Source organism: Labrys sp. WJW (assembly GCF_001676615.1).
Lineage (GTDB): Bacteria > Pseudomonadota > Alphaproteobacteria > Rhizobiales > Labraceae > Labrys > Labrys sedimenti.
Genome location: NZ_LYXZ01000064.1, coordinates 1 through 15,083, shown reverse-complemented (window position 1 = coordinate 15,083; position 15,083 = coordinate 1). Strand labels below are relative to the sequence as shown.

The window sequence follows — 15,083 nt, the reverse complement described above, 5'->3', positions numbered from 1 at the left end:
GGCGCTGCTGCTGCCGGAGGTGCGGCCGGCCGCGGAGGTTGCGCAACGGGGGCAGCCTGACGCGGGGGCGGCGCGGCAGGCGGCGGCGCGGCAGGCGGGGTAACGGGGCCTGACGGACGGCGCTTCACCGTCTCGACGACGACAGTCTTCGAGCGGCCGTGCGAAAAGCTCTGGCGAACCGTATCCGGCGCGCTCGAGGGCCGCTTCAGTGTCAGCGTCTTGGTGGGCGGAACAGTCAGCGTATCGCCCGGGTTTTTCGTATCAGTCATTCCGTGCCAAATCCTGCGGGTCGCCCCGTTTCATTCGAAAGTTCAGCTGACGTCGTCGCCGTCTTGCGACGGGGCGGCATCTTGCGTTGAGGGTTCGTCGTCCGCCTGCAGCGGGGCTTCGGAGGATGGATGTGGTTCAGCCGAAGCCAGTCCGCCATCCTGCCAGAAAGCAAGCGCTGCAACGCGATCCAGGAATCCGGTAACCGCCGGGCCCGCGCAGAGCGCAGCATGTATCACATTTGTCCGCCCTAATGCCAAATCCAAATGGGCAGAATCGAAAATCGTAATGAAGTTTGGTGCATTTTTATCCCAATAGGCCCGTTTGACGGCTTGCGCAAGCTTGCGGCCACCGTCTTCGGCACCGTCACGCGCTTGAATCACGGCCACGAGGCGGCGTGAAACACGTTCGGAGTCGATGGCATCCGTCACTTTGGCGAAGCCGGTAAGTACAAGTCCGGCCTTGTTGGCAAAGCTGAGCATGTCGAGAGCCGCCTTGCGCAGGAGCCGCTCGATGACATCGGGTAGATCGGCCGGCACCTCGACCGGGCGTTTGAGCAGGCGGGCGAAAGCCCGCTTGCGCATGGCTTCCTCGACGCTGGCACGGTTGGCGGTGACCCAGACGCCGCGTCCGGGCAGGACGCGCTTGAGATCCGGGGTGAGGGTGCCGTCGGGCGCTGCGACGAGGCGTATCAGCGTATCGACAGGACGCACCAGGCGCGTGGCCGCACACAGGCGCTCGCGCGCCCGGCGGTCATCGTCATCCTCGATGCGTTCTGTCAGCACTATGGGTCATGCTCCATGCTCGGAGAGTGCGGAGGCTTCTTCCTCGGCGGGCTCTTCTTCGGCCGGGGCAGGAGCCTCGACCCATCCTGCCTTGATGCGGGCGGCCATGATGATCGCCTCAGCCTCATCGCGGCTCAGCTCGAAGCCGTCCAGGTAACCGGCATGCTTGGTGGTCTCGCCATCCTTGCGCTCGGTCCAGCCGACGAGATCGTCGGTGGCGCAACCGGCAAGGTCCTCGACCGACTTCACGTCGTTCTCGCCCAGCGCCACCAGCATGGCGGTGGAGACGCCCTCGACCGTCTTCAGCTCGTCCTCGACGCCCAGCGCCTTGCGCTTGGCATCGAACTCTTCCTCGACCGCGGTGAGGTAGTCGCGGGCACGGGTCTGGATCTCCTCGGCCGTTTCTTCGTCGAAGCCTTCGATCGACGACACGTCGGAGGGATCGACATAGGCGACTTCTTCGACGGTGCGGAAGCCTTCGGAGGCGAGCAACTGGCCGACGACTTCGTCGACGTTCAGGGCGGTCATGAAGGTCTGGGTGCGCTGCACGAATTCCTTCTGGCGGCGCTCGCTCTCTTCGGCCTCGGTGAGGATGTCGATGTCCCAGCCGGTGAGCTGGGAGGCGAGGCGCACGTTCTGGCCGCGGCGGCCGATGGCCAGCGAGAGCTGGGCCTCGGGCACGACGACCTCGATCTTCTCGGAATCCTCGTCGAGCACCACCTTCGACACTTCTGCCGGCTGCAGCGCGTTGACGATGAAGGTGGCCACATCCGGCGACCAGGGAATGATGTCGATTTTCTCGCCCTGCAGTTCGCCGACCACGGCCTGCACGCGCGAACCGCGCATACCGACGCAGGCGCCGACCGGGTCGATGGAGGAATCGCGCGAGATCACCGCGATCTTGGCGCGCGACCCGGGATCACGGGCCACCGCCTTCACCTCGATCACGCCGTCATAGATCTCCGGCACTTCCTGCTCGAAGAGCTTGGACATGAACTGGGGATGGGTGCGCGACAGGAAGACCTGCGGGCCACGCTGCTCGCGGCGCACGTCGAAGAGATAGGCGCGGATGCGGTCGCCGGGGCGGAACACTTCACGCGGGAGCAGCTCGTCGCGGCGCACCACGGCCTCGCCGCGGCCGAGATCGACGACGACGTTGCCATATTCCACGCGCTTGACCAGGCCGTTCACCACGGTACCGACGCGATCCTTGAATTCGTCGAACTGGCGGTCGCGCTCGGCTTCGCGCACCTTCTGCACGATGACCTGCTTGGCCGACTGGGCGGCGATGCGGCCGAAATCGAAGGGCGGCAGGGTTTCGGCGATCCAGTCGTCGACCTGAGCAGCCGGATTCTTGCGGCGAGCGTCTTCGAGCAGGATCTGGACGGCGTCGTTCTCGATCTGGTCGACCACCTGCAGCAGCCGCGACAGGCGGATCTCGCCGGTCTTGGGGTTGATCTCGGCGCGGACTTCCGTCTCCTGACCATAACGGGAGCGGGCGGCCTTCTGAATGGCGTCTTCCATCGCGGCGAGCACGATCTGACGATCGATCACCTTCTCGCGGGCGACGGCGTCGGCAATCTGCAACAGTTCCAGGCGGTTCGCGCTGACGGCCATGATTCTTTCCTCTCAGCGGGTTTTTGGTTGTCTATGCGGCTGCTTGGCCGGCGTTTCCGGATCGGGGCTCTCGTCCGACTCCAGCTCGGCCGCTTCCTGAGCCTCGAGTTGCGCGGCCAGCGCCTTGGAGGCCACCTTGGCGCGGCGCAGCGATTCCGTCACCAGCGCGTCGGTCAGGATGAGATGGGCCTCGCTCATCTCATCGACCTTCAAGTCCACGTCGGTGGCCTCACCGGGACCGGCATCGGTGCGACGAATCCTGGCCTTGCTGCCTTCGGCGCCCAGCAGGATGCCCCGGAACCGGCGGCGGCCGGCCACGATCAGGGTCATCTCGATCTTGGCCTCGTGCCCGGCCCAGCGCTGGAAGTCGCTGACGCGAACCAGGGGGCGGTCGATCCCCGGCGAGGAGATCTCCAGGTGATAGGCCTTGCCGATCGGATCGTCGACGTCGAGGACGGGCGAGAGCGTCTTGGAGATCAGCTCGCAATCCTCCACCGTCATGGTGCCGTCGGGACGTTCGGCCATGATCTGCACGGTGCCGCCATTATTGCCGTTGAGGCGCACCCGCACGAGGCGGAAGCCGAGCGGCAGGATGGTGCGCTCGGTGATTTCTGCCACGCGTGCAGCAACGCCCGTCTCGGTGAGACGGCGCGGTTCGTTCAACGCGTCGGCCGACGAATCGGCCTGGCTGACAATGGCTTCGGGTTCGGTCACGTAACCCTCGAAACAAAAAGAGCGGGTCCCGGGTGGGGCCCACTCTCAAAACCAATGATCCAGTGGACCATCTATGAGATGTCTCATCGAGACAGTCGCAATATAGGGATTTTTCGCGGCCATGCAAGGAAGGATTTGTTCACCTTGTGGAAGAGGAACCTTCAGGCGCCCGATTTCAGTAGTAAACCCCGGCCGCCAGGGCCACATCCGTCACGCTCAGCCGATGCCAATGCTCATCCCACACGACATGCAAGGTGTCGTGCCGGGCTACAAGCAGCCGGGCCGGCCGTTCGCGGCTGAAGCCGAGGTCGAGATCGAAGACGGCGAGAATCTTGACCTCATGGCTGCTGAGGCGGAACAGCACGATGCGGTGGCTGTCTTGCGCGTAGCCGCCGATCAACAGGCCGAGATGGCGATCCATGGCGATGGCCTTCACCCCGCTGATGTCGTTGGACCAGAGGTGGTGCTTGCCCGACGGCTCGACACGCAGGATGGGGAAGTCGGTGTAGTAGCAGCTCCAGATCTCCTTGCGTCCGACATTGAGCGCATAGCAGTCGACGATCGGGAAGCCAGCCAGGGCCACGCCCGGCGACCACAATGCCGTTCCGTCGGTGGCGAAGCGCATCAGGCCGCTGGCCGCCATGCCGGGCCCTCCCCGGCCCCAGGCGCGATTGATCAAGGCCCCTTCGTCCCAATAGCCACACCAGATCCTGCCCTCGCCGTCGCATTGCAGATGTTCGATGGCATCGCCCAGGCAGAAGCGCCCCAGCACGGTTCCGTCTTCGGCCAGATGCCGGGCATTGTCCTGCCCCTGGCGGCAACGCGCGTCGGCGATGATCCAGCCGCCGCCGGGCAATTCGTCGAAAGCCGGATAGTCGAATTCCAAAGGAAAGTATGTCTGGTTTCCCTGCCACTCGCCGTCGAAGGCCGTGAGCCTGCCTATCGTCGACGTGGGTTCGGGGGATGGCTCGCGCCTCGGGGCCTGCATGTCACGACTGGCATCGAGGCAGGCCAATCGGCCATCCACGGTGACCGCATAAGCCAGTTCGAACCAACCGAGCCCGCGCTCCGGTAGGGGAGCGGTACTCGAAGGGGCGATCCTCGATCTCGCCGTTCCATTGCCTTCGCTGCTGCTCATTCCGCTACCGATCCCGCGCTCTCGCGCTCGTCGAGAACGCCCTTCAGCATGGTCAACCGGTCCGGGATGGTTTCGCCCCGCATCATCGCGAGCAGAAGGGCCGCGCCGGTGGATCCGAGTTCGAAGCGCGGCTGGCGAATGGTGGTCAGGGTCGGTTCGACGAAATCGCCGAACTCGATGCCGTCGAAGCCGACGATGGACACGTCCTGCGGCACCCTGAGGCCGCTGCGTCGGATGATCGTCATGAAGGCGATCGCCATCTCGTCGCTGGTGGCGACCACCCCGGTTGGGCGACGATCCAGGGCCAGGAAGGCCTTGCCCGAGGCGACTCCGGAGGCAAAGTCGTAACGGCCCTCGAACCGTACGAAATCATCGGGCCCGAGGCCGGCGGCGGCGATTTCGGCCTGGAAGCCGGCATAGCGATGGCGCTCGTTGTAATTGCCCCTGGGGCCGGCGAGATAGGCCAGATGCCGATGGCCCCTGTCGAGAAGATAACGTGTCTGGGCCCTGCAGCAGACCTCGTCGTCGACCACCACCGCCGGTATGCCGGGAACATCAGTCTCGGCGCAGACGCCGACGATGGGAATGCCGGAGTCGGCGATGGTGCGTCCGGCATGCGAGGGCACCGTCGAGGCAAGCACCAGCGCTCCATCGATATGGCCGCCGAAGACGAGGTCGACCAGATATTTCTCCTTGCCGTCGATGCTGTCGAGATTGCCCATCAGCACGGCATAGCCGGCCTGTGACAGGGCGACGTCGATGCCCCTCAGCACCTCGCTGAAGAAGGGGGGATTGCGCCGGGGCCCGACGACCACCAGCACGGTGCGCGAGGAGCCGGCACGCAACTGCCGGGCAGCGCTGTTGGGCGTGTAGCCGAGTTCCCGCACGGCCATGAGCACGCGTTCGCGCGTCTCGGCTTGGACGCGGTCGGGAAAGGTGAGGGCGCGGCTGACGGTGGCGGTCGAGACGCCGGCGGCGCGCGCCACGTCGCCGATGCGGACCTTGGAGGCATCGCGCGGGGCGCGCCTCTGGATGCGTCTGGCTCGTTCCTTGGCGGGCGGCATGGGACTACCGTTCTCCAACCTGCTGGCAAAACTTCGAAAAAGCTCTGCCATCTGCCTGTTGCGGGTGCGACCGGAGCCCTGAGCCAATCCCCTTGACACGAACCCCGATCGCAATCAATATCCCGGCGCGTGCAATCGATTACATAAACACAGCATGCGATCCTTTAGGGAGGATGTCCATGGAAAAAACGAGGGCGTTTCTGCTGCGGGCTCCGGCACGCTCCATGCTTGCCGGCGTGTTCAGTGCGCGTGGCGCGCTTGCCGCCCTGGCCCTGGCCGGGCTGGGTCTTTCAGGCCAGGCCTGGGCCCAGGACAAGCCCAAGGCCGAAGTGATGCATTGGTGGACATCGGGTGGCGAGGCGGCGGCCGTGAAGGTCTTCGCCGACCAGTACACCAAGGCCGGCGGCGTCTGGGTCGACTCGGCCGTCGCCGGGGGACAGGCCGCACGTTCGGCTGCAATCAACCGCATCGTCGGCGGCAATCCGCCCACGGCCTCGCAGTTCAACACCGGCAAGCAGTTCGACGATCTGGTCAGCCAGGGCCTGCTCAACACCGTCGACCAGGTTGCCGAGGAAGGCAAATGGAAGAGCTTCCTGCCGCCTTCCTTCATCGAAGCCGCGAGCCGCGAGGGGCATATGTATGCCGTTCCGGTGAACGTGCATGGCCAGAACTGGGCTTTCTATTCCAAGGACGTGCTCGACAAGTCCGGTGTCACCGCGGTGCCGACCAACTGGGACGATTTCATTGTCGTCCTCGACAAGATCAAGGCGGCCGGCTTCATCCCGCTGGCACAGGGCGGCGAGCCCTGGCAGGAGCGCCTGCTGTTCAACGTCGTGCTGCAATCGGTCAGCAAGGACACGTTCATGCGGCTCTATGCCAAGAACGATGCCACCGCCATCGATACACCCGAGTTCAAGAAATCGGTCGAGATTTTCGGCAAGTTGCGTGGCTACACCGATGCGGGATCGCCGGGCCGCAACTGGAACGATACCACGGCCCTCCTGATCACCAACAAGGCCGGCGTGCAGTTCATGGGCGACTGGGCCAAGGGCGAGTTCAAGGCGGCCAACAAGGAGGCCGGCAAGGATTTCTACTGCCAGATCGGTATCGACGACAAGGAACTGGTGATCGGCGGCGACGTCTTCGTTTTCCCCAAGACGACCGACGCGGCCCAGATCAAGGCGCAGAACCTCCTCGCTTCGACCATGCTGTCGCCTGAGACGCAGGTGTTGTTCAACGTCCAGAAGGGTTCGATGCCGGTGCGCACCGATGTCGATGCCAGCAAGTTCGATCTGTGCGCGCAGAAAGGCATGAAGCTGCTCGCCGACCCCACGCATCAGACGCCGGTGATCGACATGCTGGCCAGCGCCGACCTGGTCGGTGCGCTCGAGGATGTCATCACCAATTTCTGGAACAACAAGAGCCAGACGCCGGAAGAATTCACCGCCAAGTTCGCGGATGCACTGAAGTCGGCGCAGTAAGCTCCTCGGGGGCGGGTCTTCGGGCCCGCCTGGCCTGCGCACCGGCACGCCGGGCTGGAGACCGGCCCCGTTTCCCACCGCAAGACGGATCCTGAAGGAGGTCGCAATGGCCGAGCCTGCAAGATTGTCGCGTCCCAATCGTCGGCCCTACCGTCTGAACATGGCGGCCCTGGCCCTGATACCGGCCTGGATCATTGTCGTCGCCGCCTATATCGGCACGATGATCTGGACGATCGTCATCTCCTTCACCGGCTCCAAGCTGCTGCCGGTCTATAATTTCGTTGGTTTCGACCAGTATGTCCGGTTGTTTGCCTCCGATCGTTGGCAGGTTTCGGTGTGGCATCTGGTCGTCTTCGGCGTGCTCTTCATTGTCTGCTGCCTGATCGTCGGCTTCCTGTTGGCGGTGGCGCTCGACCAGAAGATCCGCTTCGAAAACACGTTCCGCACCATCTTCCTCTATCCCTATGCGATGTCCTTCATCGTCACCGGCCTGATCTGGCAGTGGCTGATGAACCCCAATCTCGGTATCCAGAACACGGTGCGCAATTGGGGTTGGACGAGCTTTACCTTCGACTGGGCGGTGAATTCGAATCTTGCCGTCTTCGCCTTGGTGATCGCCGCAATCTGGCAGGCCTCGGGCCTGGTGATGGCGCTGATGCTGGCGGGGCTGCGCGGCGTCGACACCGAATTGTGGAAGGCAGCCAAGATCGACCGTATCCCGACCTGGCGCGTCTATGTCTCCATCATCCTGCCGATCCTCACCCCCACCATCACCACGGCGACGGTGCTGCTCTCCATCGCTGTGATCAAGGTCTATGACCTCGTGGTCGCCCTCACCAATGGCGGGCCGGGTACCGCCTCCGAAATGCCGGCCAAATTCGTGATGGACAATCTCGGCCAGCGCCAGAACATCGGCCTCGCCACGGCGGCCTCGACGATGATGCTGATCACGGTGATCTGCGTGGTCTCGCCATGGCTCTACCATACCTATTTCCGCCGGCAGTCGCGGAGGCCGGCATGAGCGCCCTCGAGACACCACGCGGGCGCAAGCCGGCCCGCCTGACCCCCGGCCGCATCGGCCTCTATGTCTTCCTCGTCGTGGCAGCCGCCTTCTTCCTGCTGCCGGCCGTGGTGATGGTGCTGACTTCGCTCAAGACCATGGAGGAGATCCGCCAGGGCCAGATCTTCGCCCTGCCGCTGGCCTTCGATCTCGCCGCCTGGAGCAAGGCCTGGTCGTCAGCCTGCACGGGCCTGGCCTGCAACGGCATCAGCGTCGGCTTCCTCAACTCGGTAAAGATCCTCATCCCCAGCGTGGTGATCTCCATCGCCGCCGGCGCGATCAATGGCTATGCGCTGTCGCTGTGGAACGTGCGCTACGCCAACCTGCTGTTCGGCATCCTGCTGATCGGCGCCTTCATTCCCTATCAGGTCTTCATCTACCCGCTGGTACGCGTCTCCTCGCTGGCCGGCATCTTCCAGACCCTGCCCTGCATCGTGATCGTGCACACCATCTTCGGCATGCCGCTGATGACGCTGATCTTCCGCAACTACTATGCCAGCCTGCCGGCCGAATTGTTCAAGGCGGCACGCGTGGATGGCGGCGGCTTCTGGCAGATCTTCTTCCACGTCATCCTGCCGATGTCGACGCCGATGCTGATCGTGGCCGCCATCCTGCAGGTCACCGGCATCTGGAATGACTTCATCCTCGGCCTGACCTTCGCCGGCGGATCCAACTCGCCGATGACGGTGCAGCTCAACAACATCGTCAATTCCACCACGGGCGAGCGGGCCTACAACGTCAACATGGCGGCGACCCTGCTGACCGCCTCGGTGCCGCTCATCGTCTATTTCGTCTCTGGACGCTGGTTCGTGCGCGGCATCGCCGCCGGCGCGGTGAAGGGATAAAGCGCATGCAAACCACGCCTTCCTCCGTCACCGTCAAGGATCTGTCGATCCGCTACGGCGCCGTTTCCGTCATCGACAATCTCCAGCTCGACATCCGCCAGGGCGAGTTCATCGTGCTGCTCGGGCCTTCGGGCTGCGGCAAGTCCACCTTGCTCAACGCCATCGCCGGTCTCCTGGAGATCAGCGACGGCGAGATCTGGATTTCAGGCAAGAACGTCACCTGGGCCGAGCCGGCCGATCGCGGCATCGGCATGGTGTTCCAGTCCTACGCGCTCTATCCGCGTATGAGCGTGGAGGGCAACATGTCCTTCGGCCTCAAAATGGCCCGCGTGCCCAAGGCGGAGATCGCCGCGCGTGTCGCCAAGGCCTCCAAGCTCCTGCATCTCGATCCGCTCCTGCAGCGCAAGCCCTCCGAATTGTCGGGCGGCCAGCGCCAGCGTGTCGCCATCGGCCGCGCCCTGGTGCGCAATGTCGACGTCTTCCTGTTCGACGAGCCACTGTCCAATCTCGACGCCAAGCTGCGCAACGAGCTGCGCGTGGAGATCAAGAAGCTCCACCAGGGCCTCGGCAACACCATGATCTATGTCACGCATGACCAGATCGAGGCCTTGACCCTGGCCGACCGCATCGCCGTGATGAAGGGCGGCGTCATCCAGCAATTGGCGAGCCCGCTCGAGATCTACCACAAGCCGGCCAACCAGTTCGTGGCGGGCTTCATCGGCTCGCCCGGCATGAACTTCATCGAAGGCCGGCTTTCGGGAGGGCCGGGCAGCTGGCGTTTCGAAGCCGACGGCGAGAGCATCGACCTTGCCGCCTACGCGTTCTCTGCCGATCCTGGCGCACGCAAGGCGGTGCTGGGCATCCGGCCCGAGCATATCGATGTCGGCTCCGCGCCATCGGGCCGGCATGCTGCCCGCGGAAAAATCGACATCGTCGAGCCGATGGGCGCCGAGACGGTGTTGTGGACGAGCTTCGCCGGCAAGCCTGCCACCATCCGCGTCGATGGCGACAATGAAAGCGGGCCCGGGGACGAGATCAATTTTCATTTCGACGTCGGGCGTGCCTCGCTGTTCGATGCGGAAAGCGGAGAGCGCCTGTGAAGAGATGTCATCCCGGATCTGCGACGCACCACTGCGTGCTGCATCGCGCATGGGATGACAGTCTCTTCTTTTCACCCAACTCGTTGATTTTTCTCATTTCATGAAAGGACCTGCCATGGCTCTGCAACATCCCTTGTCGTTCCAGCTCTATTCCGGGCGTAACTTCCCGCCGCTCGAGGGCCAGCTCAGGACGATCGCCGAGGCCGGCTTCAGCAATGTCGAGCCCTATGGCGCCTTCTACGAGGATGTGCCTGCCGCCGCCCGCCTGTTCAAGGAATTCGGCCTGACGGCCAAGAGCGGCCATTTCGGCATCGATGCCCTGGAGGCCGATCTTGATCGCAATCTTCGCATTGCCGAGGCCCTGGGCATCAAAACCATCGTGGCGCCCTATCTGGTGCCCGATGCCCGCCCCAGGGATGCGGCGGGATGGAAGACGTTCGGCGAGCGGCTGGCGGCCGTGGCGCGCAAGGCCCGTGAGGCCGGCTATGGCTTTGCCTGGCACAATCACGATTTCGAGTTCATCGCCCTGCCGGATGGCTCCTATCCGATCGAGCACCTGCTCGTCGACGGTGTGAAATGGGAAGCGGATATCGCCTGGATCGTCAGGGCCAATGCCGATCCCAAGCCCTGGATCGCGCGCTATGGCGCCATCATGCCGCTCGTTCACGTCAAGGACATCGCGCCCGCCGGTGAGAAGGTCAACGAGGACGGCTGGGCCGATGTCGGCACCGGCGTGGTGGATTGGGCGACGATCTGGCCGCTCTGCGTGGCCGCCGGCGCCGAGATCATGGTCGCCGAGCACGACAACCCCTCGGACCTCAAGCGCTTCGCCACGGTGAGCGGTGAGGCCATGCGCAAGCTGGCGGGGATTTGAAGGGTGCGCCGATCTCCAGATCGGCACAGGCTGCAAAACGTGCCGATCCAGCGCCATCGACTTCCGTCGATGGCGCTGAGGAGATCGGCACACCAAATCTTCAGGAGACCATCATGCCTTTGCGCGTCGGATTGATCGGCTGCGGCAATATTTCGGACATCTATCTTCTCAATGCCGCCCTGTTTCGCGATTTCGATTTCGTCGCCTGCGCCGATCTCAGGGAGGAAGCGGCCAAGAAGCAGGCCCAGAAATACAATCTGCAGCGGCGCAGCATCGAGGCGCTGCTGGCGAGCGACGACGTCGACATCGTGCTGAACCTCACCATACCCGAGGCGCATGCCGAGGTCTCGCGCGCCGCAATTGCGGCCGGCAAGCATGTCTATGGCGAAAAGCCCCTCGCCACGCGTCTCACCGACGGCATTGCGCTGATGGAGGCGGCGAAGGCGAAGGGGCTGAGGGTGGGGTGCGCACCCGATACGGTGCTCGGTGCCGCCATCCAGCAGGCGAGGCTGCGGATCGATGCCGGCGAGATCGGCCGGCCGCTGATCGGCACGGCCGCCGTGCTCGGGCATGGCATGGAGCACTGGCACCCGAACCCGGAATTCTTCTTCAAGCCCGGGGCAGGGCCTGTCTTCGACATGGGTCCCTATTATCTCTCCACCCTCGTCAACCTGCTGGGGCCGGTCGCCTCGGTGATGGCCTTGAGCCAGAGCGGCTTCGAGGAGCGAGTGGTGACCACGGAGAGTTCGCCGTTCAAGGGGCAGAGTATCGCGGTGGAGACGCCGACCAGCATCCAGGCCCTGCTCGCCTTCAAGTCCGGCGCGCAGATCACCTTCCTGGCAAGCTGGGACGTCTGGGCCCATGGCCAGTTGCCGATCGAGTTGCACGGCACCGAAGCCTCGCTGCGCGTGCCCGATCCCAACTGGTTCGGCGGTGAGGTCGCGCTGGCCCGCCCGCGCGAAGCCTGGGAGAACCATGCCTCGTCCGGCGACCGTTTCGGCCAGCCGAACTGGCCGGCGGAACATCCCGTCAATGCCAATTATCGCGGCCTCGGCCTTGCCGACATGGCACGCGGGATCGTCGACGGCCGCCCCCATCGCGCCAGCGGCGAGATTGGCCTGCACGTCCTTGCGGTGATGGAAGGCATCCTCACCGCCGCCGAGCAGAAGCGGCCGGTGCTGATCGAGCAGGGCTGCGAGCGGCCCGCGCCGCTCGGCGACGAGGAGGCGAGGGGACTGCTGGCCTGAAGCAGGCCTTCGATCAGCGGCTCTGACTCCCGATTAGCTGCTTCATTACGGAAAAACGCTGACCTTTGTCATGCCCGGGTTTCGACCCGGGCATCCAGCGGCCCGGCGCTTGAAGCTGGATTGCCGGGTCGAAGCCCGGCAATGACAAAGGTCGAGCCTGTCTGGGAGACGAACGGCATGCGTACTCGTCGCATGCGGCGGGTCGGCCTTATTCGTCCACCGGCTTCCATTCGTCGCGGCCGAGATCGATGACCTTGGGATCGCTGCTCGTGGTGCCGGTGCGCCCCTGGGGGGCTGGAACCGGCCCTTCGCGCCACTGCCGCAACAGGCTCGGCAGCAGGAGGGCGAAGCCGATGACGTCGGTGACGAAACCGGGAATGATCATCAAGACGCCGCCGAGGGCCACCATCAGGCTCTCGCGGGCGGCACCGTTGTTCGGCTCGCCGCCCTGCATGGCTCGCATCAGGCGCGAGAATACGCTTGTGCCCTGCCGGCGCAGCAGCGAGGCGCCGATGAAGGAGGTCGCCACCAGGGCGATCAGCGCCAAGGCGATGCCGATCCGGCTCGCGACCCAGACGAAGGCGGCGATTTCCGCAAAGGGCAGGATCACAAGTCCGGCCAGGCCGAGCCAAGCCCAGCCGGCGGGAACATTGAAGCTGCGTGCGATCATCGGTGTCGTTTCTCCTGGAGCAAAGACGCCTTTTGCCAAAAATGCGTCTTTGCGGTTCCCTCTGAGGCAAGACCTTGCGCAGCGGCATGCGCCGCATGCTGGCCATGTTTGCCCTTCATGGTAGCATGAAGCTGGCAAACTGCCCGACGCACACCATATAGGTGAGGATTGTGGCATTGCCACAGGGGACTGGAGCCGTTATTTCGAGTCATCACTCGGTCGGTGGGGATGCTGAAGGCACAAATGGGTAGTTTTGATATCATCACGCTGGTGTTTCTGGGGCTCGCGGTGTTCGTGATCTTCAAGCTGCGTTCCGTGCTTGGGGAGCGCACCGGCGCCGAGCCTCCGACATTCGAGGGATTGCGGCGCGATGCCCAGCCTGCATCTCGGGACGACCGGAGCGCCAATCCGCCGCAGCGCGATGCCGAATCCCCCATCGAGACGCAGGCGCCGATGCCGGGCTTCCGCTGGGAAGGCTTTGCCGAGAAGGACACGCCCCTGGCGGCTGGGTTCGATGCGATTGCTGTCGTCGATCCGAGCTTCCAGCCCCAGAGTTTCGTCCCGGGCGCCAAGGCGGCCTACGAGATGATCGTCACCGCTTTCAACAACGGTGACCGCAAGACGCTGAAGAACCTGCTGTCGCGCGAGAATTTCGACGCGTTCTCCCAGGACATCACCGAGCGGGAGGCGCGCGGCGAGACCGTGCAGGCCAATTTCGTCTCGATCGACAAGGCCGATATCGTCGCTGCCGGCGTCAAGGGCCGCGTCGCCGAACTGACCGTGAGCTTCGTCTCGCAGATGATCAGCGCCACCAAGGACAGGAATGGCGCGGTCGTCGACGGCAGCGTCGATCAGGTGGCAACAGTCACCGACACCTGGACATTTGCGCGCGATACCAGCACGAAGGATCCCAATTGGCGCCTCGTGGCGACCGGCGGTTGAGCGCGGTCGGAAGAGGCAGGCGGGCCACGGTATCGATGTCATGGGGATCTTGCGCCGAGTCGGGCCTTTTGCCGCTTTCTTCGTCGCGGCCGGCATAGCCTGGGCCGGCGAGCGGCCGTCGCCGCCCCCGCTTCCGGCGGGAGCGACGGCCACACTGGTGCCGTTCGGCAAGCTTGCGGGATGGAAGCGCGACGACCACGCCAAGGCCTGGCAGGTCTGGCTCGCTTCATGCCGCTCCCAGGCGGAGAACAATCCCGCTCTCGATGCCGGCGTCCCGGTTCCCGAAGGCCTGGCGAGCCTTTGCCGCGAGGCCTTGAAGCGCGGCGCGCTGGAGGCCCCCGCGGCTCGCGCTTTCTTCCAGGCCCATTTCGACGCCTGGCGCATCACTACGCGCAAGGGCAGCGGGCCTACCGGCGGAAAGGCCTTCTATACCGGCTATTACGAGCCGGAGATCCGGGGATCGCTGGTGCGGGAGGGCGAGTATCAGACCCCGCTCTATGACCGGCCGGCAGACCTGGTCAGTTTCGAGCCCAATGCCATTCCTCCCGGCTTCGAAGGCTACAGCGCAGCCCGGCGCAAGCTTGACGGCAGCCTGGAGGTCTATCCCGACCGAAAGGCGATCGAGCAGGGAGCCCTGGACGGGCGGGGGCTCGAGATCGCCTATGTCGCCGATCCCGTCGACCGCTTCTTCATGCAGGTGCAGGGTTCGGGGCGGCTGAGGCTGCCGACCGGCAGCGTGGTGCGCTTTGCCTATGCGGGAAAGAACGGCCAGCCTTATTCCGCCATCGGCAGGGCAGTGGCGGACAGGCTCAACATACCGCCCCGCGACGTCACCATGGCGGGCCTCAGGGATTTCCTGGCGCGCGACCCGAAGGAGGCGCGCGAGGTGATGTGGGTGAACAAATCCTTCGTCTTCTTCAAGGTCGCTCCCTTTCTCGGTGCCGATGCCGGCCCGATCGGCGGTGAGGGCCTGCCGGTCACGCCGCTGCGCTCCATCGCGATCGATCGCAAGATCTGGTCCTATGGCCTGCCGGTCTTCGTCGAGACTGCGATTCCCAATGTCGGCGGTGGGGTGAAGCCCGAACCCATCCGCAAGCTGATGATCGCCCAGGACACAGGATCGGCCATCATCGGCCCGGCCCGGGCCGACATCTTCTTCGGATCGGGCACCAAGGCAGGGGCGGTTGCCGGCGCCGTCCGCCATGGCGGCGGCTTCTACGTGCTATGGCCCAAGCCACGGCCTGACAAGAATGGCGGCGCCGGGGGCCAACCATGACCC

15 protein-coding genes are annotated in these 15,083 nt (G+C 64.6%); 8 read left to right on the top strand and 7 right to left on the bottom strand.

What is annotated here, in order from left to right; genetic code table 11:
* The 6 genes from BA190_RS35540 to BA190_RS30885 form a co-directional block, all read right to left on the bottom strand.
* On the bottom strand, window positions 1–269 hold a 269-nt coding region (locus BA190_RS35540), incomplete at its 3' end, for a translation initiation factor IF-2 associated domain-containing protein (RefSeq protein WP_202908549.1).
* Between the two features lie 42 nt (window positions 270–311).
* Window positions 312–1,052, bottom strand: a complete 741-nt coding sequence (locus BA190_RS30905) for an RNA-binding protein (protein ID WP_245315009.1) — start codon at window positions 1,050–1,052, stop codon at window positions 312–314.
* Between the two features lie 6 nt (window positions 1,053–1,058).
* A complete protein-coding gene (gene nusA, locus BA190_RS30900; protein ID WP_068297363.1) occupies window positions 1,059–2,669 on the bottom strand; it encodes a transcription termination factor NusA in 1,611 nt (536 codons plus the stop codon).
* Window positions 2,670–2,681: 12 nt separating this feature from the next.
* A complete protein-coding gene (gene rimP / locus BA190_RS30895; RefSeq protein WP_082980160.1) occupies window positions 2,682–3,383 on the bottom strand; it encodes a ribosome maturation factor RimP in 702 nt (233 codons plus the stop codon).
* Window positions 3,384–3,558: 175 nt separating this feature from the next.
* Window positions 3,559–4,521: a hypothetical protein gene (locus tag BA190_RS30890; RefSeq protein WP_156771774.1), complete on the bottom strand. Its 963-nt coding sequence runs from the start codon at window positions 4,519–4,521 to the stop codon at window positions 3,559–3,561.
* A complete protein-coding gene (locus BA190_RS30885; RefSeq protein WP_162275260.1) occupies window positions 4,518–5,585 on the bottom strand; it encodes a LacI family DNA-binding transcriptional regulator in 1,068 nt (355 codons plus the stop codon). Before BA190_RS30885 ends, BA190_RS30890 begins: the two co-directional genes overlap by 4 nt.
* Window positions 5,586–5,764: 179 nt before the next feature.
* On the opposite strand from BA190_RS30885, the gene BA190_RS30880 reads away from it, so the two are divergent.
* The 6 genes from BA190_RS30880 (at window position 5,765) to BA190_RS30855 (ending at window position 12,192) form a co-directional block, all read left to right on the top strand.
* Window positions 5,765–7,066 (top strand): ABC transporter substrate-binding protein, encoded by a 1,302-nt coding sequence (locus BA190_RS30880; protein WP_245315008.1) that lies wholly within the window; start codon window positions 5,765–5,767, stop codon window positions 7,064–7,066.
* A gap of 106 nt (window positions 7,067–7,172) precedes the next feature.
* Window positions 7,173–8,087: a carbohydrate ABC transporter permease gene (locus BA190_RS30875; RefSeq protein WP_068297358.1), complete on the top strand. Its 915-nt coding sequence runs from the start codon at window positions 7,173–7,175 to the stop codon at window positions 8,085–8,087.
* On the top strand, window positions 8,084–8,971 hold the full coding sequence (locus tag BA190_RS30870) for a carbohydrate ABC transporter permease (protein ID WP_068297355.1): 888 nt from the start codon (window positions 8,084–8,086) through the stop codon (window positions 8,969–8,971). The genes BA190_RS30875 and BA190_RS30870 overlap by 4 nt, the downstream gene beginning before the upstream one ends.
* Before the next feature lie 5 nt (window positions 8,972–8,976).
* Window positions 8,977–10,071 (top strand): ABC transporter ATP-binding protein, encoded by a 1,095-nt coding sequence (locus tag BA190_RS30865; protein WP_068297351.1) that lies wholly within the window; start codon window positions 8,977–8,979, stop codon window positions 10,069–10,071.
* Between the two features lie 115 nt (window positions 10,072–10,186).
* Window positions 10,187–10,945 carry a sugar phosphate isomerase/epimerase gene (locus BA190_RS30860; protein ID WP_068297348.1) on the top strand — a complete coding sequence of 253 codons (759 nt, stop codon included), beginning with the start codon at window positions 10,187–10,189 and terminating at the stop codon, window positions 10,943–10,945.
* A 113-nt stretch (window positions 10,946–11,058) separates the two neighbouring features.
* Window positions 11,059–12,192 carry a Gfo/Idh/MocA family protein gene (locus tag BA190_RS30855; RefSeq protein ID WP_068297344.1) on the top strand — a complete coding sequence of 378 codons (1,134 nt, stop codon included), beginning with the start codon at window positions 11,059–11,061 and terminating at the stop codon, window positions 12,190–12,192.
* Between the two features lie 208 nt (window positions 12,193–12,400).
* Here BA190_RS30855 and BA190_RS30850 read toward each other — a convergent pair whose 3' ends face one another.
* Entirely contained in the window at window positions 12,401–12,862 is a 462-nt protein-coding gene (locus BA190_RS30850; RefSeq protein ID WP_068297341.1) for an FxsA family protein, read from the bottom strand.
* Between the two features lie 243 nt (window positions 12,863–13,105).
* Here BA190_RS30850 and BA190_RS30845 point away from each other — a divergent pair, with 243 nt between their 5' ends.
* Together BA190_RS30845 and BA190_RS30840 are read left to right on the top strand one after the other, a co-directional pair.
* On the top strand, window positions 13,106–13,804 hold the full coding sequence (locus BA190_RS30845; RefSeq protein WP_068297337.1) for a Tim44/TimA family putative adaptor protein: 699 nt from the start codon (window positions 13,106–13,108) through the stop codon (window positions 13,802–13,804).
* Between the two features lie 40 nt (window positions 13,805–13,844).
* Window positions 13,845–15,080, top strand: a complete 1,236-nt coding sequence (locus tag BA190_RS30840; protein WP_162275258.1) for a murein transglycosylase A — start codon at window positions 13,845–13,847, stop codon at window positions 15,078–15,080.
* Window positions 15,081–15,083: the final 3 nt, after the last annotated feature.

Coding starts and splice junctions, on each gene's coding strand:
- nusA (WP_068297363.1), bottom strand. CDS start 2,669: ATGGCCGTCAGCGCGAACCGCCTGGAACTGTTGCAGATTGCCGACGCC.
- BA190_RS30890 (WP_156771774.1), bottom strand. CDS start 4,521: ATGAGCAGCAGCGAAGGCAATGGAACGGCGAGATCGAGGATCGCCCCT.
- BA190_RS30885 (WP_162275260.1), bottom strand. CDS start 5,585: ATGCCGCCCGCCAAGGAACGAGCCAGACGCATCCAGAGGCGCGCCCCG.
- BA190_RS30880 (WP_245315008.1), top strand. CDS start 5,765: ATGGAAAAAACGAGGGCGTTTCTGCTGCGGGCTCCGGCACGCTCCATG.
- BA190_RS30875 (WP_068297358.1), top strand. CDS start 7,173: ATGGCCGAGCCTGCAAGATTGTCGCGTCCCAATCGTCGGCCCTACCGT.
- BA190_RS30870 (WP_068297355.1), top strand. CDS start 8,084: ATGAGCGCCCTCGAGACACCACGCGGGCGCAAGCCGGCCCGCCTGACC.
- BA190_RS30865 (WP_068297351.1), top strand. CDS start 8,977: ATGCAAACCACGCCTTCCTCCGTCACCGTCAAGGATCTGTCGATCCGC.
- BA190_RS30860 (WP_068297348.1), top strand. CDS start 10,187: ATGGCTCTGCAACATCCCTTGTCGTTCCAGCTCTATTCCGGGCGTAAC.
- BA190_RS30855 (WP_068297344.1), top strand. CDS start 11,059: ATGCCTTTGCGCGTCGGATTGATCGGCTGCGGCAATATTTCGGACATC.
- BA190_RS30850 (WP_068297341.1), bottom strand. CDS start 12,862: ATGATCGCACGCAGCTTCAATGTTCCCGCCGGCTGGGCTTGGCTCGGC.
- BA190_RS30845 (WP_068297337.1), top strand. CDS start 13,106: ATGGGTAGTTTTGATATCATCACGCTGGTGTTTCTGGGGCTCGCGGTG.
- BA190_RS30840 (WP_162275258.1), top strand. CDS start 13,845: ATGGGGATCTTGCGCCGAGTCGGGCCTTTTGCCGCTTTCTTCGTCGCG.